The following is an 18,917-nucleotide window of genomic DNA, read 5'->3' as shown; positions in this document are numbered from 1 at the left end:
GGTCTGCCTGACCTACGGGGCGTCGGTCCGCGGCTACGCGCCCCGCTTCGCCACCGTGCCGCTGCCCGTCCTCATGGAGGCCTTCGCCGGCCTGGACATCGAGGTGGTCGCCACCCTGACCGAGGAGGAGATCGCCGAGGCGGGCCGGATCCCGGACAACGTCAGGACGGTCGACTTCATCCCCTTCACCCAGCTGCTGCCGACCTGCTCGGCGATCGTCTACCAGGGCGGGGACGGCACCTTCGGCTGCGCCGTGCCGCACCGGCTGCCGCAGCTGATCAACCTCTCGCCGAAGTGGGGGGAGATCGCGGTCGCCCAGTTCGTCGAGCGCCGGGGTGCCGGTCTGGTCATCGACGACGCAGGGGCCACCGCCGGGGAGGTGCGCGCCCAGCTGCAGCGGATCCTCACCGAGCCGTCGTTCCGGAAGAACGCGGACGCGCTGTGCGAGGAGCTGATGGCCATGCCGACCCCGCACGACCTGGTCCCCGTGCTGGAGGAGCTCGCGGGCCGCTCCTGACGGCCGCCGGCGGGGTGCGGGCCGCGCTCCGCGGGGCGGTGCACGGCCGCTTGAGTGGATCTCAAGCCCTCTCGCCCACGCTGTGACGTGCGGGGGGACTGCCCTGAAGCGGCGCAGCCCGCACCCACTGTCTCTACCAACTGGAAGGCACCGTGAAGCGATTCTTCAAGGTCGCGGCTGCTGTCCTGGTCCTGGGCCTGCTGACACCCGTCGCTGCCGCCGACGAGGCCGACCGCGCCGGATCCACGCACCGCCGTGTGTCCTTCGCGAAGATCGGCTCTCCGTCCGCTCCCTCGGGCAAGGGCAGTTTCCGTTTCGGCGTGTCCAGTTCCGCGACCCAGATCGAGGACCGCAACGAGAACACCGACTGGTATCTGTGGACCCGGCCGGCTCCCGAGGGCATGGGCAAGAGCCCCTTCGTCGGCGAGGGCGTCGAGGGCTACTCACGCGCCCTCGAGGACGTCGAGCTGGTCGAGGACCTGAACGTCGACTCGTACCGGTTCAGCATCGAATGGGCCCGCATCGAGCCCGAACGCGACCGCATCGACGAGGCCGCGCTCGATCACTACAGCAGGCAGATCGACGCGCTCATCGCCAAGGGCATACGCCCGATGATCACCATCCATCACTTCTCCAACCCCGTCTGGGTGGACAACCCCAGGGACCCCGACTGCGCCAACGGCCCGTCGGACACCAACCTGTGCGGCCTCGACCACCCCGAGGGCGGCCCCCTGGTCGTCGAGGAGATGGCCGAGCACGCCCGGCTGCTGGCCGAGCGGTTCGGCGACCGCGTCGACGAGTGGGTGACCCTCAACGAGCCCATGGTCTACATGATGTTCGCGCACGCCTTCGGCGCGGGCCCGCCCGGCAAGGCCGCCTTCGTCGACGGCTTCTCGACCAGGTTCGTCCCGGCCGTCCGGCAGTACATCAACGCGCACGTCGCCATGTACAGGGCCATCAAGCAGGCCGACCGGCACGACGCCGACCGTGACGGCCTGCGCGCCTCCGTCGGGCTGACCGTCAGCACCAAGCAGTACGTCGCCGCGCGCGACGGGGAGGTGAGCACCGAGCCCCGTGACATCGCCGCCCGCGACCGCTTCCGCTGGTTCTTCGAGCTGAACTTCATCGAGTCGCTGTGGCGCGGCAGCTTCGACGCGGACTTCGACGGCACCGCCGACGAGCGGCACCCGGAGTGGAAGGGCACTCTCGACTGGCTGGGCATCCAGCTCTACGACCGCACCAGTGTCAGCGATCCCGGCCCCACTCCCGGTCCCACCACGGTTCCCCACATCAACGTCGACGTGTGTGCCGCCCCGCCGTGCCACCGGCTGCTCGACCCCACCTACTTCGTCCCGGACATGGGCTACGAGTCCGATCCGCAGGGCCTGTACCCGGTGCTGAAGGACTTCGCCGCCCGCTATCCCGGTCTGCCGCTGCTCGTCACCGAGTCGGGCATCGCCTCGGACTCCGGCAAGCGGCGCGCCGAGTTCACCGTCCGGGCGCTGGAGCAGATCGACCGGGCCCGCTCGGAGGGCGTGGACGTGCGCGGCTACTACCACTGGAGCCTCATGGACAACTTCGAGTGGCTGCACGGGTACGGCCCCCGCTTCGGCCTGTACTCGGTCGACCGCACCACCATGGAGCGCACCCCGACCGAAGCCGCGGAGCTGTACAGCGCCATCGCGAAGTCCCGCACCCTGACCGACAAGGTCCGCCGGATCTACGGCGGCAGCGGCCCCCTCACCCCCGAGCCGGACGGCGGCACCGAGGCGTCCGCGCCGGCCGCGGTGCCCGGCCGGCGCGACTGAGCGGACCCGGTGGAGCGGGCCGGCCGCTCACCGCGGGCAAGGCGGTTGACCAGTGCCGCTGACTTCGCCCCGCTGGAGCCGATCCAGCGGGGCGAAGTGCTCTGTGCGGGAAGCGGGGTGCTCTGCGGGGGAAACACGGATGCCGTCGGCGAGACGGGCCACGCCCTGGAATTCCCTCTGGGGTTCCCTGCGGCGGTTTCCCCGTACGGCGAGGAAGGTTTCCCCGTGCGGCGAGGAAATGGGGAACTGCGGGGCCTGCTCCTGCCACGCCGTGCGCCTGCGAAAACCGTGTCAGCCCAGGGCGCCGGCCAGTGCGGCCGCGGTTCTCGCGATCAGTGTGTCGTCCTGTACGGCGTCCTCGTCGAACGTGCGGGACAGGATGGCGAGCACGAGCGGTGTGCCGTCCTCCGTCCAGGCGATGCCCACATTGTTGTTGGTGGCGTAGGCACCGCCTCCCGTCTTGTCCGCGACCGTCCAGGTGCCGGGCAGACCCGCGCGCAGACGGGTGCCGCTGGTCCGGTTGTGCAGCAGCCAGTGCGTGAGCCGGGAACGGTCGGCCCGGCTCAGCGCGTCGCCGAGGACGAGCCGGGCGTAGGTACGGCCGATCGCGCGCGGGCTCGTGGTGTCCGTGATCCGCCACGGCTCCGCCGAGTTCAGCTCCGTCTCCCAGCGGTCCAGCCGGGTCACCGGGTCTCCGAGCGAACGGGCGAAGCGGGTGATCGCCGTGGGGCCGCCCAGCTCGCGCAGGAGCAGATTGCCCGCGGTGTTGTCGCTCCAGCGGATCGCGACGTCGCACAGCTCGGCGATCGTCATCCCCGTGGCCAGGTTCTCCCTCGTCCTGTCCGAGTTGTCGACCAGGTCGTCCGCGGTGTAGTGGATCCGGCGGGACAGCACCTCGCCGTTGCGGTCCAGGTCGCGCAGCACCGCCGCGGCCGCGAGCGGCTTGAACACGGAGCAGATCGGGAACAGCGTGTCGGCACGGTGCCGGATCGTTCTCCCGGTACGGACGTTGCGGGCGTAGACGCCCAGCCGGGCCCCGTACTCCTCCTCCAGTGCGCGCAAACGGCCGGTGACGCCGTTCGACGCGTGGGCGGACGGGGCCGTGAGCAGGGCCGTGGCGGTGGCCGTACCGGCCAGGAACAGCGTGCGCCGGCTCACCGGGGATCCGAGGCGGCCTCTGGTCCGTAACATCGTGCACCCCTTCGTTCTCGGGACTCACTCAGGTCTCGGCAACTCCCCATGACCGACGCAGCATCCCGTCCCTCGGTTGCGCTCCCCGCCCCCGTGGACGCGGAAGCGATCGGCACTGTCGTTTCTTCGGGTCTTCGGGGCAGCCGTGACGGAACCGGCGAGCGGGACACGGCTCACACCTCGCCGCGTGTTTTCATCACCGCCTTGTTGAGCCCCCACAGCCCGATGCCGACGACCAGCAGCACACCCGCCCTGATGTAGACGTCGACGGGCCGTTCGGACAGCGGGCTGGCCAGAAGCACGGCGGTGATCGCACCGAGCACCGGCAGAACCGTCGGTGCACGAAAGTGTTCGTGCGCCACACGGTCGCGACGCAGTACGAGAACGGCGATGTTGACCACGGCGAAGACGCACAGAAGCAGAAAAGCCGTGGTGTCGCCGAGCCCCGCGATCTCCCCGGTGGACACCAGGCCGGCGGCAAGGAGCGTGACGAAGACAATGCTGACCACCGGAGTGCGGCGCCGGGGAAGAACACGTCCCATGGCGCGCGGCAGAATCCGCTCATTGGCCATGCCGTAGCACAGGCGGGACGCCATCATGATGTTGATCAGGGCCGAGTTGGTGACGGCGAACAAGGCGATCAGCGCGAACAGTTTGGGCGGAAAGCCGATGCCGCCGGCCTTGACCACTTCCAGCAGCGGACCGCTCGAGCCCTCCAGCACGCGGTAGTCGACGAGCAGGGAGGAGAACAGCGCGACCAGGACGTAAATGGCACCGGTGACGGCGACGCCGGTGAAGATGGCACGCGGAAACGTACGCACCGGATCCTTGGTCTCCTCGGCCATGTTGACGGAGTCCTCGAATCCGACGAAGGAGAAGAAACCGAGGGCTGTCGCCCCCAGCACACTGGTGATCAGCGCATAACCGGTGCCCTCCGCCTGGAACTCCCCGAGACGGGAGGGTTCGCCCTCACCGGTCAGGACCGCCCAGGCACCGACCACGAGAATGACGAGCAGACCGGTCAGCTCCACCAGGGTGAGGACCACATTGGTCTTCACGGACTCCGACACGCCCCGCAGATTCAGGGCCGCCAGGGCGAGGATGAACAAAAGCGCCACAAGGGTGGGCGGGAGGAAATCCGTGAACTCGGCGAGATAGTCGCCGCTGAAGGCGCGGGCCGCCGCACTGGCCGACGAAAGGCCCGAGCACACGACCATGAAAGCGACGATGAAGGTGAGGAACGGAACCTTGAACGCCTTCTGGGCGTACAGCGCGGCACCGGCCGCCTTCGGATACTTGCTGACGAGTTCGACGTACGAGGCCGCGGTCAGGAGGGCCACGACGAACCCGAGGGCGAACGGCAGCCACAATGCACCGCCGACCTTTCCGGCGACCTTGCCGACGGTGGCATAGATACCGGTGCCGAGAATGTCGCCGATCACGAACAGAACCAGCAGCCCGGGGCCGATGGCCCGCCGCAGCGGAGTGTCGTCCGCCTTCTCCGGTGAAGCCGCGGCGTCCTTTCCCTCTGTGGACACGAAGACTCCCCCTTGAGGCGTTCTGCAGCGAACAACACCTTGCCTGCCCCGCAGGCCGGTGCGTGACACCTGGGTGTACTGCAATCGGAGGCACGGCCGTGCCGGCGGTCCTGTGCGCCGTCCGCCCGCTCACCGGCCGGACGCGCCGCCGTCCCTGCCGTCGGCGTCGTCGTGCCTGCCGTCGGCTTCGTCGTCTCCTTCGGCCCCTTCGTCCGGGGCGCTCTCCGTCCCGTGGAGCAGGCGGGTGGCGAGACGGTAGTCGACGAGGATGTCGCGGTAGTCCCGGCCGGGGACGACCGTGCCGGGGAGGTTCGTCCGCTCGCTGCGGGACGAGGACTCCCGTGCGCCGGTCCCGGGGAAGCCGACGGCCGTCCGGGGCTCCTCCCGGAAGCGGAGACGGTCACCGCGGACCGTCGCCGTGAACGAGATGTCCGGCTCCGGGGACGCGCCGGGTTCCCGGTGGCCGGCCGTTCAAGGCGGCTCGTCCCGCTGCTCCGGGGCACGGCGGCGGGTGGGCGGGGTCCGCCGGGGCCGGTCCTCCTCGCCGCCGTCCTCACGGGAACGGCGGGTCCGGGCGGTCCGGCCGCGTTCGGCACCGCCGCTTCCGCCGGCGGACTTCCGTGCCGTCCCGGCCGTCCGCCGGGCCGTGCCGCGTCCGGTCGGCGCGGTGCCGCGCGTGACGCTCCGCGCCGCTTCCGAGGCGTCCTCCGCGGCGCCCTCGACGGTGTCCTCCGCGGTGTCGGCGGCCTGCTGTGCCGTGTCCTCCGCCGCCCGGCCGGCCGCCTTTCCCGCAGCGCCGACCGCCTCACCGGCGGTGTCCTCCGCCTTCTCCGCGGTGCGCCCGGCGGTCCGGCCGGTCTCCCGGACCGTGTCCTTGGCGCTCTCGCCGACGTCGCCCACGGCTCGACCGGCCTGACCGCCGACGTCCTCCACCGCGCGCCCGGCACCGCCACCGACATCCTCCACGGCACGCCCGGCACCGCCACCGACGTCCTCCACCGCGCGCCCGGCACCGCCACCGACGTCCTCCACCGCGCGCCCGGCACCGCCACCGACGTCCCGCACGGCGGACCCGGCGCCCCGGCCGACGTCCTCCACCGCCGTGCCCGCGCCCTGCCCGACCTCTTCGACGGCCCTTCCCGCCCCGCTGCCGAGTTCGCCGACGGCCTGCCGGGCACCGCCTCCGACGTCCCGCACCGCCGATCCGACGCCCCGCGCCAGTTCCTCCAGGATCTGCGGGTTGCGGTCGAGGGTGGTGAGCACCCGGTCGATGATCCTCGCGACGTTGCCGAGCCTCACCTTGAGCTGGGCCTGCGCCTCCACGCCCGAGATCTCCAGGTGCACCCGGCCGAGGGCGACGTCGGCGCCCACGTTCAGCTTCAGCAGATCCAGTACCTCGGCCTGGAGCGAGACATGGGCCCGCAGGTTCTCCACCTCCAGGTCGATCGTGTCGACCCTCAGCTGCGGGACGTCGAGGAAGACGTCCGGTGCCGGGCCGGCTCCGCTCTCGCGGGCCGACGTCTCCTCACCGGGGACGCCGGCGCCCTCCGCCCCGCCGTCCTCGTCCTCCTCGTAGGGACCGGGTTCGGCGTACCCGTCGGAGGTGTCGGTCTCGTCCTCGTCGTACCGTTCGGGCTCCTCGACGGGCTCGACGGGACCTTCGTCGTTCTCGGCGTCGTCGTGCATTCCCGCGCCTCCGCGCACTCGACGAGTCTTTTGCCCCTTTTCATCCCAGTATGGTGCGCCACTGCGCGGAGGCATCGGCCGCGGAGGGCCTCCGTCGCCGCAGGCGCGTGCACGCCCGGCCGCGCCGCGGCGGGCCGCAGGGGAACCCGCGGGCCGGAAGCGGTGGCGGACCGGTGGGCCGGACGGGTGACGACGGCAGTGCCCCGCCCCGGCAGACACCGGGGCGGGGCACTGCCGGGCCGGTCCCGTGGTCCGGATGTTCCGGTCGTCACGGTCCGGTCGCCGAGCCCCGGGAGGAGGAGCCGCCGCCCGTGGGTCTGCGGCGGCTCCGTCCGGCCGGTGCTCAGCGCCACTCGATGAACACGGCGAAGTCACCGAGAGTGGCGGACTCCCCGGTCCGCTGGATCTTCTTCGGCGTGGAGCCGGGCTCGGTGCCGCAGAGGAAGTAGTCGCTCGCGGTCCCCTTCGGGGAGAGGAAGGCGAACTTCTGTCCGTCGGGGGAGACCACCATGCCGTAGTTCCTGTGGTCGTTTCCGGGAACGACGGGTACGGGCTTCGCCTCCGAGGCGATGTCGAGCACACCGAACCTCTGCTCGTAGGTGTGCTTCGTGTCGCACAGCACCGTGTCGTTGTCGAGCCGGCCCACCTGCCCGCTGCCGCAGGGGACGGAACGGCCGTTCTCCACGGGGTCCCCGCCCACCGCTCGGCCCTCCGCCGGGGCCGGAGGACGCGCCCCTCGGCCAGGAACCGCTGTCCGTCCGGCGAGAGACGGGCGCTGTCGGCCAGTACGGCCCGGTTGCCCGTCCCCACCGTGATGAGACGGCTCCCGCCGATGACGTCGACCTCCAGCCGGTCGACCGCCTTGCGGTCCCCGGCAAGTGCCCGGCTCGCGACCCGGCCCCTGGTCGAGACGCCGGGCTCGTCGGTCACGTCGTAGGTGAACCAGAGCGCGCTCCCGTCCCGTGCGAGGGCCGCGTTGTCCTCGCGGGGGTCTCACCGAAGTCCTCGTTCCCGGTCGGATCGGTGGACTTGCCCGAACGGTCGACGTGGCCGACATGAGTCGCTCCGGTCCGCGGATCCTGGGTGACCACGGCCATCTTCGTGAAGTCCTGGTCGAAGAGCGATCTGATGGCCGTCACGTCCCCGGCGTCGGCGGGCCGTTTGTCCGGCTCGCAGAGATTCCTCACGGCGGTGCCGGGCCTGGCCCTGTCGGACTCGACGACCGCCGTGCCCGGCAGCGGGAACTCCGTGTGCGCCACGTGCTTGAAGCTCCGCGGGTGCCGGCCGTCGACCCTGATGGCCCGGTTGCCGCCGCTCCCCGGCGCGCACGTCGCCGTGATGATCACGTCCTGTCGCGGGAAGCCGTCCCCGACGCCGGTCTGCGACGGGCTCCGGCCGCCCTCCGCTCCCGGCTCCTGCCGGCCGCTGTCCGAGGAGCAGGCGGTCAGGGCCGCCGCCAACACCAGTGGGAGGAGCACCGCAGTCGTCCTCGGCGTATCAACCATGCATGTCCCCCAGTTCGGTGTGGCCCGCAGCGTACGGAGGGCCCTGCTTCGCGGCCACGCCCTTCATCCGATCGTCGCCGGCTGTTCCCAAGGCGCCCTCATGTCCGGCGCGCGTCATGTGGAGAAGCCGGCCGGCCCGACGCCCGCCCCCGGGCCGGTCACGTTCGTACAGGACGGTGCGCGCAGGGTGTCCTGGCCGACCGGGCCGGGCCGCGACCGCGTCTCGCGCGAAGCTCCGCCGGGACGGCGGCGCACAACTCCCCCTCGCAGAAGGCGGATCGGAGCCCGGGCGCGCGGCGGCGCATGGCGAGGGGCTGCGGGGCGGTGTCCGGTGGGGTGTGCCGCGCGGGAGCCCGCGTTCCCCCGCGGCCCGGATCGGGTCAGATGCCGAAGGGAGCGGCGTAGCGGACGGTTCCGCCGGGGAGCGGGTGGTCGGCGTCGAGGCTGAGCGCCATCAAGGCGTCGTCCGGGACGTCGACGGTCAGGCGGATGCCGTGCTCGGAGGCGCGGGTGAACCCGAACCGCGGGTAGTAGTCCGGATGCCCGAGGACGACCACATGGTGCTCGCCCAGTGACCGTGCCGCGTCCAGGGCCGCGCGGATGGCCGCGCTGCCCGCACCGGTCCGCTGCCGTTCCGGGCGGACGGCGCACGGGGCCAGGCACAGGGCCGGTGCGGTGCCGATGTGACAGCGGGTCAGCAGGGCGTAGCCCACGGGGTGGCCGGTCGTGTCCGCCGCGACGAGGGAGAGTCCCTCGATCCAGGCGGCCGGGTCGGCGCGCAGGGCGTCGACGAGGTCGGCCTCCGCAGAGGTGGGGAAGGCGGCGAGAAGGATGTCGCGGACGGCGGGGACGTCGGCGCGGGTCTCGGCGCGCGTGATCCAGGTGTTGCCCATGACGAGGGAGGATCCGTTCAGGAGATGTCCGTGCGGTGACCCCGCGGGCTCACGTTCCCGGCGGGGTGGACGGAGGGGTGAACAAAAGGGATCAGGCCACGGCCCGGGACGTGAGGGGGACCCGGGCGCCGTGCACGGCGGCCCCGGACGCGGTCATCGGCCCCACCTCCCGGCTCTCGGCTTCTGCTCGGGCACGAACGACCGCAACCTTATACGGGGTACGGCTCCCGCGGATACGGCGTCGGGCGCGCGGACGCCCGGGCACGGCCGGCAGAGCCGGTGGAGAGGCACGTGGTCCGCACCTTCGCGAAGGCCGGGGGGGTAAGGTCGGGGAGGGCGTGGGCCGGCTGCCGCCCGGGCCCGGCAAGGGGGAAGGTGCAGGGGGATGCGCAGGGGAGCCGTCGCCGCGGCCGTGAGCGTGCACAGGGCCCGCCGTGCCGGGCGGGCGGAGACACCGCGAGAAGGACCGGCGCCCCGGTCGGTCGTCCCCGTCCAGGAGGGCATGGCATGACGACGGTGCTGGACATCGACGCCCGCGGTATGCGGCACTGCGAGACGACGGCTCTGGGGGTGCTGCTGCGGCACCAGGGACTCGACCTGTCCGAGCCCATGCTCTTCGGTCTGGGCTCCGGTCTGTCCTTCCTCTACTGGGACAGCAGGACCATGGACTTCCCCTTCCTCGGGGGCCGGGTCAAGCCTTTCGAGCTCACCAGGAACCTGGCCGCCGTGCTCGGGCTGGAACTCGTGGTCCGGGAGACCACCTCACCCCGCAGGGCCTGGGAGAACGTGGTGTCCTCCCTCGCCGCCGGCCATCCCGTCGGACTGCAGCTCGACAGTTACCACCTGGACTACTTCACGTCGAAGGTGCACTTCGGCGGTCATGTCGTCGCCCTGTACGGCTACGACGACCACAACGCCTACCTGGTGGACACCGACCAGCAAGGCGGGGCGGTGTCCACCAGCCTGACCAGCCTCGCCCGGGCCAGGGCCGCACGCGGCCCGATGAGCGCCAGGCACCGCTCCTTCACCCTCACCGTCCCAGAGGACCTGCCCTCCCCGTACTCCCGGATCGTCCCCGCCATCACCTCCTGCGCCCAGGCCTTCCTTGACCCGCCCATCGCCAATCTCGGCCACCGGGGCATCGAGAAGGCCGGGAAGCTGGTGCGCACCTGGCTCCGGCGGACCGACACCCCGCAACGGGACCTGCCCCGGGCCGCCCTTCTGATGGAGAAGGCCGGCACCGGCGGCGCCCTGTTCCGCAACCTCTACCGCGACTTCCTCGCCGAATGCGCCCACCTGCTCGACAGCAGCCATCTGCGCACCGGCCTCGGGCTGTACACCGAGGCAGCCGTTCTGTGGACGGAAGTCGCCGCGCTGATCGAACAAGCCGGTGTCTCAGGCAGTGCGCAGTACCTCGACCAGGCAGGCGCCGTCCTCTGCGATCTCGCCCGCATCGAGCGCGAGGCCATGCAGGCGCTGAGCCGTCTGAGCTGAGCCGTCCGAGGAGTACGGCTCCCGCCTCGCTCCGGCCCTGACGCCCCGCGCGGGGCCTCGTTCCCGAAGCTCCGGAAAGCCGCTCCCGTGCCGCCCGCTCGGGCACGATGCGGCGAACGGCGTCGCACGCCCCGGCTCGAGCCGGTGCCGTCTGGGCACGGGACGGCCCGGACGTGCCGCGACGGGAGCACCCGGCCAACCGGTCGATCCGGGCGGATCCGGACCGCGGGGAGAGCGGCGCGGACGCGCGGGACCCGAACGGCGGCGAAGACACCCGGGGGTGGGGCAAACCACAGGCGGTCGCCGGAGGACGTCCCCCGCACAAGACACCCGTTGCCCGCAGTGAGCATCCGCCCGGCCCCCTCTACGGTGATCGACCGTGTTCCCCGTGTCCCCGCCCGTCCGGCGGACGGACGCCGCGACCGTCCTCGTCCCACCCGTCGTCGACCACGGCTTCCCCGCCGTCGCGCAGACCGTGTTCCGCGAGGAACACCCTTCAGGAAGGACATGTTCATGAGTCGTCGCACCGCGCTCTGCGCGGTCCTCGCCCTGGCCGTTTCCCTGGTGTCCGCGCCCGCCGCCACCGCGGCCGCGGACACCGGCGATCCCCTGGCCCGCTTCCGTCACCAGCCCCTCACCTGGAAGAGCTGTGTCCAGGGGCCGGACGACGACACCGGCAAGGAACTCCAGAAGGCCGGCGCCGAGTGCGCCGACGTCACCGTCCCGCTGAACTACGACGACCCCGGCGGGCGGACCGTCACCGTCGCGATCTCCAGGATCCGGGCCACCGACACCCGTCGCCGCATCGGTCCTCTGCTGCTCAACGGCGGTGGTCCCGGCGGTCCGACGCTCGGCGACCCGCCGTGGGTGCGCCAGGCGATGAAACAGGTCGGCGCACGCTACGACATCGTGGGGGTGGACCCCCGCTTCGTGGGCCGCAGCACCCCGCTGGACTGCCGCTGGCCGACCGGCACCTCGATCCACGGCGCGGGCACCGGCCGTGCCGGGTTCGACCGCGCGGTGGCGTTCGCCCGTGATCTCGCTCGGCGCTGCCGGACGTCCGAGGGTTCGGTGCTGCCGTACGTCACCACGCGCAACACCGCCCGCGACATGGACATCATCCGCTCCGCGCTGGGCGAGCGCAGAATCTCCTACCTCGGTTACTCCTACGGCAGTTACCTCGGCGAGGTGTACGCCACGATGTTCCCCGGCCGTGTCGACCGCATGGTCCTCGACGGGGTGATCGACTCCGGCCGGTACTCGCCCCGTCTGCTGCGGGGCACCGAGAAGGCCAACCGGCAGGCGCTGGCGGACTGGGCGTCGTGGACCGCCGCCCGGCACACCACGTACGGTCTGGGCCGCACCCGCGACGCCGTACTGGCGACGGTGAACCGTGTGCAGGCCGCCGCGACGCGCAAGCCGCTGAAGGTGGGCTCCCACCAGGTGGACGAGCACACCGTTCCGGTGATCGTCCTCAGCGGTCTCTCCCAGGACGACGACGACGCCTACGGCGCCCTGGCGCAGGCCGTGCGGGACATGAGCCGTGCCGCCCGGGGACGGCATGTCGAGCCCGGCCCGGAGTTCGCCGAGACACTGAAGTTCGTGGTCACGGGTTCCGCGTCCGCCTACGGCAGCGTGCAGTCGGCCATCCTGTGCGGCGACGTGGCCGCGCCACGTGATCCGGAGGTGTACTGGCGGGACATCCAGCGCTCCCGGGCACGGGATCCGTTCCTCGCCCCCGTCACCCGGAACATCGGCCCCTGCGCCTTCTGGGACCCTCCGCGTGAGGCCCCGACGACCGTCAGGAGCGACTTCCCGGCGCTGCTCGTCAACGCCACCGGGGATCCGCGCACCCTCTACTCGGGTGCCGTCGCCCAGCGCCGGAACTGGCCCAGCTCGCGTCTGGTCACCCTGCGGGGCACGAGCCAGCACGGGGTGTACGGGGTGTTCGGCAGTGCCTGTGTCGACGCGCGCGTCAACGCGTACCTCGCGACCGGCCGTCTGCCGGCCGAGGACGTGACCTGCGAGGCCCAGGGACGCCCAGGGTGTCGTTACGGACCGGGCCGGCCCCGGTGAACCGGTTCCCGGTGACCGGGGCGAGCGGGGGTTCGGCGCGTGCAACTGTGAGGCGGGAAGAAACGGGGACGAGGGACGAGGAAAGCGAGGATCCCGTGCTCACCGGACGGTCGTATGCGGCGCTGACCGCCACCGACCTCGCCGACCGGGTCAACCGCGGCGAGGTCACGGCCCGCGAAGCCGTCGACACGGCGCTGGCGCTGGTCGCCGAACGCGACGGCGCGCTGCGCGCGTTCACCGCCGTGTGGCCGGCCTGGGCGCGGGCCCGGGCCGGCCGGATCGATGCCGCGGTGGCCCGCGGGGTCCGTCTGCCGCTGGCCGGTGTGCCGATCGGGGTCAAGGCCGGCGAGGGGCCCGGATCGTTCCAGAACCGGCGGCTGGTCGCCGCCGGATGCGTGCCGGTCGGGGCGACCTCGGTCCCCCGTGCCGGCACCGCCTGGCAGACCTACGGCCGCACCGACCGCGGCCCCACCCTCAACCCCCGCAACCCCGCCTGGTCGCCGGGCGGTTCCTCGGCCGGGTCCGCGGTCGCCGTCGCCGCCGGTCTCGTTCCCCTCGCCAGCGGGTCCGACGGGGCGGGGTCGGTGCGCATCCCCGCCGCCTGGTGCGGCATCGTCGGGTTCAAGCCCACCAACGGCCTGCTTCCCGCCCGTGACCGTGCGGGCCTGAACAGCCCGGGCGTCCTGGTCCGCACTCCGCGTGACGCCGTCGCCTACTTCCGTGCCGTCGTCCCCGCCGGCGCGCCCGGTCCCCGTTCCTGGTCCGGGCCGCCGACGGTGGCCTGGACGTCCACGCTGGGGTACGCCGCCACCGAACCGGAGATCGCCGCCATCGCCCGGGGCGCCCTGCGCCGGCTCGCCGCGGCCGGTCTGTGCCGTCTCGTCGACCACCCGGTGACGCTCCACGACCCCGCCCCGGCCTGGACCGCCCTGCGCGCCGGCACCTCCGGCCGGGACACCGACGACCTGATCGGGGCCAACTCCCGCCGGCTGCGGGAGGTCTTCGAGCGGGTGGACCTCATCGCCACCCCGACCGCACCGCATCCCCCGCACGGCCACGACGGGCCGGGGGACCGCATGAATGTGGCCCTCACCTGGGCCTTCAACATCTCCGGCCATCCGGCCCTCACCCTGCCCGCCGGGACCACCCCGTACGGCGCGCCCGTCGGCCTTCAGCTGATCGCCCGTCACCACGCCGACCTCCGGCTGCTGGACACGGCCACCCGGGCACACGGTCACAGTGCGCCAACTCCCCTTGTCTGACGGCCGCTTGCCACATCACCCCCTTGGGAAACGCCGCCGTCTCCTCCACGTTCGATCGCGCCCCACCGGGGCGGGTCCGCATCCGCGCTCAGGAGACACCGAGGAAGAATTCGTACGGCCTTGATCCACCGCACCACCCTGACCCCCACCAAGCCGGAGCCGCTCACCGGCTGGCTGCCGAAGCAGAGTCGGTATGCGGGCGGCACGGGAACACCGGACCTGGTCATGGCCGGCGGGTTCCGCCTGGACGACCCCGGGGGCGCGGTCGGGATCGAGTTCCTGATCGTGGCGGATGCCGCCGCGCGGGAGCCGGTGGTGCGTCTGGTGCCGATGGGCTGCCGCGGTGCGCCGCTGGAGGGCGCCTCCGGCGAGGCGCTGATCGGCACCGCCGGGCACGGGGTGCTCGGCACCCGATGGATCTACGACGGCGTCCACGACCCGGTGGTGACGGCGCAGCTGCGCGCCCTTCTGCGCGGTGAGGCGACACCGCAGCACCGGAGCAGGAGCCACACTCCCGATCCGGCCGTCACCGTGCGCGGAGCCGGCCCCGACGACGGGCTCGAGGTGCGGCTCAACCGCGTTCTGCGGCCGCTGGAAGCCGCGGAGAGGCCGTCCCGGGGCGTCGTCGCCGGGTGGGTCCGGCCGGACGGATCGGCCGCACGGGGAGTCCTCGCGGCCTTGGCACCCCGGTGAGCCCCGGTACAGCCCGGTAGGACCCGGCGGGAAGCCGTACGGATGCCGTGGGCGCCGGAGCCGTGCGCGCAGCGCGGGACACCCGGTCGGCGGTGGGCGTGTCCGTTCAGTCGTCGTCCCGGGGTGCGGGCTCGGCGAAGGCACCGGCGGTGGCCGCGAGGGCGGTGCTCGCGGCCACGTGGTCGGGCAGGTGCGGGTCGGGGGGCGTACGCAGAAGCAGCAGCTGGTGGTACAGCGGTGCGGTGGCGGCGACGAGGAGACGCCGGGCGTCGGTGTGCGGCGGGACTTCCCCGCGCCGCACGGCACGCCGTACGACGGCCTCGCAGCGTGCGTAGCGGTCCTCCCAGAACCGCCGCAGGGCGCGGGCGGCCTCCTCGGATCTGAAGGAGGCGGCGATGAGGGCCGCGGTGACCGGCGGCTGTTCCGTCAGGGCCGCATGGATCCCGTGGGTCAGCGCCGCCAGGTCGCCTCGCAGGGAGCCGGTGTCCCGGGGCTGCCAGTCGTCGTCGCCCGCGGCGTCGAAGACGTCGGCGAGCAGGCCGCCGACATCGCGCCAGCGCCGGTAGACCGTGGTGCGGTGCACGCCCGCGCGGGCCGCGACGGTGTCCACGGTGAGGTTGTCGTACCCGTGTTCCACGAGTTCGGCGCGGACCGCGTCGAGCACTCGTGCACGGATGCGCGCGGTGCGGCCGCCGGGGCGACGCCGTGGCGGCGGCTCCGGCCCGCCGCCTTCCGGCGGCGGAACCGCGGAGGGCTCCGCCGGATGTCCGGTTGCCGGCCTGGAGGACGTCATGGCAGCATCTTAACGCAACAGTTGTCGCACTAGTGGAGTAGTTGTCGCACTAGTGGAGTCGTCGATGCTCATCCGAAGCATTCACCCGGTCCCCCGGCCCATGACGGCCGTCCCGTCCTCGAATGCTTCGGAGTGCCCGCATGCCCACGCAGATCACCGCGCTCGCCGTCGGCAAGTCCTTCGACGGCCGTCCCGTCCTTGACTCGGTGACGTGCTCGTTCGCCCCGGGCGAGCGCACGGGGATCATCGGCGAGAACGGATCCGGCAAGACCACGCTGCTGCGCCTGCTCGCCGGATGCGAGCGGCCCGACCGGGGAGAAGTCGTCGTCCACGCCGACGGAGGCGTCGGCTACCTCGCCCAGGACGAGCGGCTGCCGCCCGAGGCGACCGTCCAGGAGGTCGTCGACCGGGCCCTGGCCGATCTGCGCGGAATCGAGAAGCGCATGCGCCGTCTGGAGGCGGCGATGGCCGAGGGCGACCGGTCCTGCATGGCCGAGTACGGCGATCTGATGACGGTCTTCGAGCTGCGCGGCGGCTACGAGGCCGACGCCCGGGTGGAGCGTGCCCTGCACGGTCTCGGCCTGGGAAACGTGGCCCGGGACCGCACCGTGGGCAGTCTCTCCGGCGGGGAGCGGGCCCGGCTGAACCTGGCGGCCGTCCTGGCGGCCGGCACCGAGGTGCTGCTGCTGGACGAGCCGACCAACCATCTCGACGAGAGCGCCCTGAACTGGCTGGAAGAGCATCTGCGCACACGGCGCGGCACCACGGTGGCGGTCTCCCACGACCGGGTCTTCCTCGAACGTGTCGCCACCAGCCTGCTGGAGGTGGACGCGGACCGGCGCACCGTCGTCCGGTACGGGGGCGGCTACCAGGACTACCTCGCCGCGAAGGCCGCCGCCCGGCAGCGCTGGGCCCAGGCGCATGCCCGGTGGCAGGCGGACGTCGACCGGCTGCGCGAGGCCGCCGCGACCACCGCCCGCCGGGTGGCTCCCGGCCGGGCGATGAAGGACGGCGACAAGATGGCCTACGACCGGGCGGGAGGCCGGGTGCAGCGGTCGCTGGCCGGCCGGGTGCGCGCCGCCGAGGAACGGCTGCGCCGTCTCCTCGCGCACCCGGTGCCGCCCCCGCCGCAGCCGCTGCGGTTCACCCCCGTCCTGCGGGCCCGCCGTCTGGAGGGCCCGGTGCTCGAGGCCGTCGACGTCACCGTCGCGGGCCGGCTCGACCGCACGAGCCTCACGGTCTCAGCCGGTGAACGCGTGCTGATCACCGGGCCGAACGGAGCGGGCAAGAGCACCCTGCTGCGCGTCCTGGCCGGAGAGCTCGTCCCGGACGGCGGGCACGTCGTCCGCCGCGGCAGGATCGGCTGCCTTCCGCAGGAGCCGCAGTGCGGCCGGCCGGACGAAACGGTCCTGGCCGCCTTCGCCCGGGGCCGGGGCGGGGACCCGGCCGGGCACGCCGAACGGCTGCTGTCCCTGGGCCTGTTCGACCGTCACCGGCTCGCCGTGCCCGTCGGCGGCCTGTCCACCGGGCAGCGGCAGCGTCTCGCCCTGGCGCGGCTGGTCAGCGAACCGGCGGACGTCCTGCTGCTCGACGAGCCCACCAACCACCTGTCCCCCGCCCTCGTGGAGGAGCTGGAGGCCGCTCTGGCCGACTACACCGGCACCCTCGTGATCGTCAGTCACGACCGCCGGCTGTGCCGCCGGTGGCAGGGCACCCGGTTCGTCATGGGTGCCTCCGTGACGTCCGCCGTCGACGGCTGACGCCTCACCGAGTCCCTTCTTCGCATGGAGTTCTGATGCCCCGTCGCCCTGCTTCCCTCGGGCGGATGTCCGTCCGCGCCCCGGCATCCGGCCCCTACGCCCTCACCACCGGTCCCGACGAGGCGCTGTGGATCACTCTGGTCCATGCCGGGGAGATCGCCCGGCTCACGCCCGACGGGCGTCTCGACCGCCATCGGCTCGACTCCGCGTCCTGCGGTCCCTCGGTCATCACCGTGGGCCCCGACAAGGCCCTGTGGTTCACCCGTACCCAGGACCACCGCATCGGGCGGATGACCGTGACGGGACAGGAGTCCTCCTTCCCGCTTCCGGCCCCGGGCAGCGGGCCGTTCGGGATCACCTCTGCCCCCGATGACGCGCTGTGGTTCACCCAGCTGCACACCGACCGGATCGGCCGCATCGACACCGAGGGCCGGGTGACCGAGTTCCCGCTGCCGGCCGGCGGTGCCGTCCCGTCGGCCATCACCACCGGCCCGGACGGCGCGCTGTGGTTCACCCTGAACCGGGCGAACGCGGTCGGCCGCATCGGCCTCGGCGGAGACGTCCGTCTCCATCCGCTCCCCACCGGGCACGCCGCGCCGGTCGGCATCACGCGCGGCGTGGACGACGCCCTGTGGTTCGTGGAGATCGGTGCCGGACAGATCGGCCGGATCGGCCCGGACGGCCGGATCCGGGAGTTCCCTCTCCCGGACCGCACCTGCCGGCCTCACGCGATCACCGCCGATCCCGCCACCGGTGTCTGCTGGTTCACCGAGTGGGGCACGGGCCGCATCGGGTCCATCACTCCCGGTGGCCGTGTGGAGGAGTACGAGCTGCCGGACCCCTCCTCCGAACCGCACGGCCTCGCGGTGGGTCCGGACGGTGCCCTCTATGTCGCCCTGGAGATCGGGGAGATCGTCCGGCTGGAGCCGTAGGCAGCCGCCGTCCGGACCCGGCGAGCGGTCTCCAGGTCCTCACGGGCGGCCCGTCCCTCCCCGCACCGCCGGCGGGGCGCTGCACCACGCCAGGACGTCCGGTCCGCACGGCGCCCAAACGCCCGGTCCGCCGGTGTCCCCACCGGTCCGGTGGCGGGCGGGACTTCGGCCGAACGGATCGTCAACATCCGGGTGGGCGGGGGCGGACGGGTCCGGCAGTCGCCGGAGAGCGTCGGCCGCGGGTCACGCGGCGCGGGCCGCGGGCCGTGCCAGGCGCTGGGGGGTGGGCAGGGTGTCGGCGGGCCGGACGCGGTAGATCGTCCTGCCCGGTTCGACGAGCGGCTCGCCCAGTGCTATTCGCCCGGTGGAGTGCAGGGCGTCGCAGGCGTCGGTCGGCAGGGCGACGTAGCAGCTTCCCCTGCCGGTGCGGGGGTCGAACGGCTGCCAGTAGCTGTACCTGCGGCGCCCGTTCCCGTGCACCGTCAGGAACACGGGCGTGCAGGGGTCGGAGATGATGCGCAGCAGTTCGCCGTCCGTGACACCCAGGGGCGGGAGAGGGGCGGCGGCGCGGCTGCGGTAGGGCAGGACGACGGCCTGTGCCGGGCGGGGGACGGACTGCATCAGCGTGGCTCTCCTGAAGGGGGACTGAAGATCGATTACCCAGCACGGGCAAAGTTGATCTTTCTTGCTGGGGGCATTTTCCCTCATCAACCGGCAATGCGCCAAGGCTTCTACGGCCAACTCCTCGACAACTTGGACAAGTTCATGG

General features: G+C 72.7%; 16 protein-coding genes. 8 read left to right on the top strand and 8 right to left on the bottom strand.

Annotated features, from left to right (window positions below; genetic code table 11):
• A partial coding sequence (locus CCN35_RS04950; protein ID WP_143631385.1) for a glycosyltransferase occupies positions 1-517 on the top strand: 517 nt, incomplete at its 5' end.
• Positions 518-669: 152 nt separating this feature from the next.
• Positions 670-2,325, top strand: coding sequence for a glycoside hydrolase family 1 protein (locus tag CCN35_RS04945; RefSeq protein WP_067391093.1), 1,656 nt, complete (start codon positions 670-672; stop codon positions 2,323-2,325).
• 291 nt (positions 2,326-2,616) lie between these two features.
• On the opposite strand, the gene bla is transcribed toward CCN35_RS04945, so the two are convergent.
• The 6 genes from bla to CCN35_RS04910 all read right to left on the bottom strand — a co-directional run bounded on the left by bla (position 2,617) and on the right by CCN35_RS04910 (position 9,138).
• On the bottom strand, positions 2,617-3,516 hold the full coding sequence (gene bla / locus CCN35_RS04940; RefSeq protein WP_067391090.1) for a class A beta-lactamase: 900 nt from the start codon (positions 3,514-3,516) through the stop codon (positions 2,617-2,619).
• A gap of 173 nt (positions 3,517-3,689) precedes the next feature.
• Complete coding sequence (locus CCN35_RS04935) at positions 3,690-5,054, bottom strand: APC family permease (RefSeq protein WP_067391087.1); 1,365 nt, start codon at positions 5,052-5,054, stop codon at positions 3,690-3,692.
• A 471-nt stretch (positions 5,055-5,525) separates the two neighbouring features.
• On the bottom strand, positions 5,526-6,740 hold the full coding sequence (locus tag CCN35_RS29205) for a hypothetical protein (RefSeq protein ID WP_245863017.1): 1,215 nt from the start codon (positions 6,738-6,740) through the stop codon (positions 5,526-5,528).
• Positions 6,741-7,083: 343 nt separating this feature from the next.
• Positions 7,084-7,440 carry a hypothetical protein gene (locus CCN35_RS04920; protein ID WP_086791646.1) on the bottom strand — a complete coding sequence of 119 codons (357 nt, stop codon included), beginning with the start codon at positions 7,438-7,440 and terminating at the stop codon, positions 7,084-7,086.
• Between the two features lie 226 nt (positions 7,441-7,666).
• Positions 7,667-8,218, bottom strand: coding sequence for a hypothetical protein (locus CCN35_RS04915; protein ID WP_067391078.1), 552 nt, complete (start codon positions 8,216-8,218; stop codon positions 7,667-7,669).
• A 407-nt stretch (positions 8,219-8,625) separates the two neighbouring features.
• Positions 8,626-9,138 carry a GNAT family N-acetyltransferase gene (locus CCN35_RS04910; RefSeq protein WP_067391075.1) on the bottom strand — a complete coding sequence of 171 codons (513 nt, stop codon included), beginning with the start codon at positions 9,136-9,138 and terminating at the stop codon, positions 8,626-8,628.
• 507 nt (positions 9,139-9,645) lie between these two features.
• Between CCN35_RS04910 and CCN35_RS04905 the strand changes: the two genes are divergently transcribed.
• From CCN35_RS04905 to CCN35_RS04890, 4 genes are all read left to right on the top strand, one after another.
• Complete coding sequence (locus tag CCN35_RS04905) at positions 9,646-10,632, top strand: BtrH N-terminal domain-containing protein (protein ID WP_067391072.1); 987 nt, start codon at positions 9,646-9,648, stop codon at positions 10,630-10,632.
• A 513-nt stretch (positions 10,633-11,145) separates the two neighbouring features.
• Entirely contained in the window at positions 11,146-12,708 is a 1,563-nt protein-coding gene (locus CCN35_RS04900; RefSeq protein WP_245863015.1) for an alpha/beta hydrolase, read from the top strand.
• Between the two features lie 95 nt (positions 12,709-12,803).
• A complete protein-coding gene (locus tag CCN35_RS04895) occupies positions 12,804-13,970 on the top strand; it encodes an amidase (RefSeq protein WP_067391067.1) in 1,167 nt (388 codons plus the stop codon).
• A gap of 120 nt (positions 13,971-14,090) precedes the next feature.
• Positions 14,091-14,663: a maltokinase N-terminal cap-like domain-containing protein gene (locus CCN35_RS04890; protein ID WP_236560568.1), complete on the top strand. Its 573-nt coding sequence runs from the start codon at positions 14,091-14,093 to the stop codon at positions 14,661-14,663.
• Positions 14,664-14,769: 106 nt separating this feature from the next.
• Here CCN35_RS04890 and CCN35_RS04885 read toward each other — a convergent pair whose 3' ends face one another.
• Positions 14,770-15,456: a TetR/AcrR family transcriptional regulator gene (locus tag CCN35_RS04885; protein ID WP_086791642.1), complete on the bottom strand. Its 687-nt coding sequence runs from the start codon at positions 15,454-15,456 to the stop codon at positions 14,770-14,772.
• A 140-nt stretch (positions 15,457-15,596) separates the two neighbouring features.
• On the opposite strand from CCN35_RS04885, the gene abc-f reads away from it, so the two are divergent.
• Positions 15,597-17,216 carry a ribosomal protection-like ABC-F family protein gene (gene abc-f / locus CCN35_RS04880; RefSeq protein ID WP_067391059.1) on the top strand — a complete coding sequence of 540 codons (1,620 nt, stop codon included), beginning with the start codon at positions 15,597-15,599 and terminating at the stop codon, positions 17,214-17,216.
• A gap of 65 nt (positions 17,217-17,281) precedes the next feature.
• Entirely contained in the window at positions 17,282-18,148 is an 867-nt protein-coding gene (locus tag CCN35_RS04875; protein WP_245863014.1) for a Vgb family protein, read from the top strand.
• Between the two features lie 243 nt (positions 18,149-18,391).
• On the opposite strand, the gene CCN35_RS04870 is transcribed toward CCN35_RS04875, so the two are convergent.
• Positions 18,392-18,769, bottom strand: a complete 378-nt coding sequence (locus tag CCN35_RS04870) for a hypothetical protein (protein ID WP_086791638.1) — start codon at positions 18,767-18,769, stop codon at positions 18,392-18,394.
• Positions 18,770-18,917 lie beyond the last annotated feature (148 nt).

This window comes from Streptomyces thermovulgaris (genome assembly GCF_002155915.1).
Taxonomy (GTDB): Bacteria; Actinomycetota; Actinomycetes; order Streptomycetales; family Streptomycetaceae; genus Streptomyces; species Streptomyces thermovulgaris.
This window is presented reverse-complemented; position numbering and strand designations above follow the sequence as displayed.

Coding starts and splice junctions, on each gene's coding strand:
- abc-f (WP_067391059.1), top strand. CDS start 15,597: ATGCCCACGCAGATCACCGCGCTCGCCGTCGGCAAGTCCTTCGACGGC.
- CCN35_RS04905 (WP_067391072.1), top strand. CDS start 9,646: ATGACGACGGTGCTGGACATCGACGCCCGCGGTATGCGGCACTGCGAG.
- CCN35_RS04910 (WP_067391075.1), bottom strand. CDS start 9,138: ATGGGCAACACCTGGATCACGCGCGCCGAGACCCGCGCCGACGTCCCC.
- CCN35_RS04885 (WP_086791642.1), bottom strand. CDS start 15,456: ATGACGTCCTCCAGGCCGGCAACCGGACATCCGGCGGAGCCCTCCGCG.
- CCN35_RS04875 (WP_245863014.1), top strand. CDS start 17,282: ATGTCCGTCCGCGCCCCGGCATCCGGCCCCTACGCCCTCACCACCGGT.
- CCN35_RS04900 (WP_245863015.1), top strand. CDS start 11,146: ATGAGTCGTCGCACCGCGCTCTGCGCGGTCCTCGCCCTGGCCGTTTCC.
- CCN35_RS29205 (WP_245863017.1), bottom strand. CDS start 6,740: ATGCACGACGACGCCGAGAACGACGAAGGTCCCGTCGAGCCCGTCGAG.
- CCN35_RS04870 (WP_086791638.1), bottom strand. CDS start 18,769: ATGCAGTCCGTCCCCCGCCCGGCACAGGCCGTCGTCCTGCCCTACCGC.
- bla (WP_067391090.1), bottom strand. CDS start 3,516: ATGTTACGGACCAGAGGCCGCCTCGGATCCCCGGTGAGCCGGCGCACG.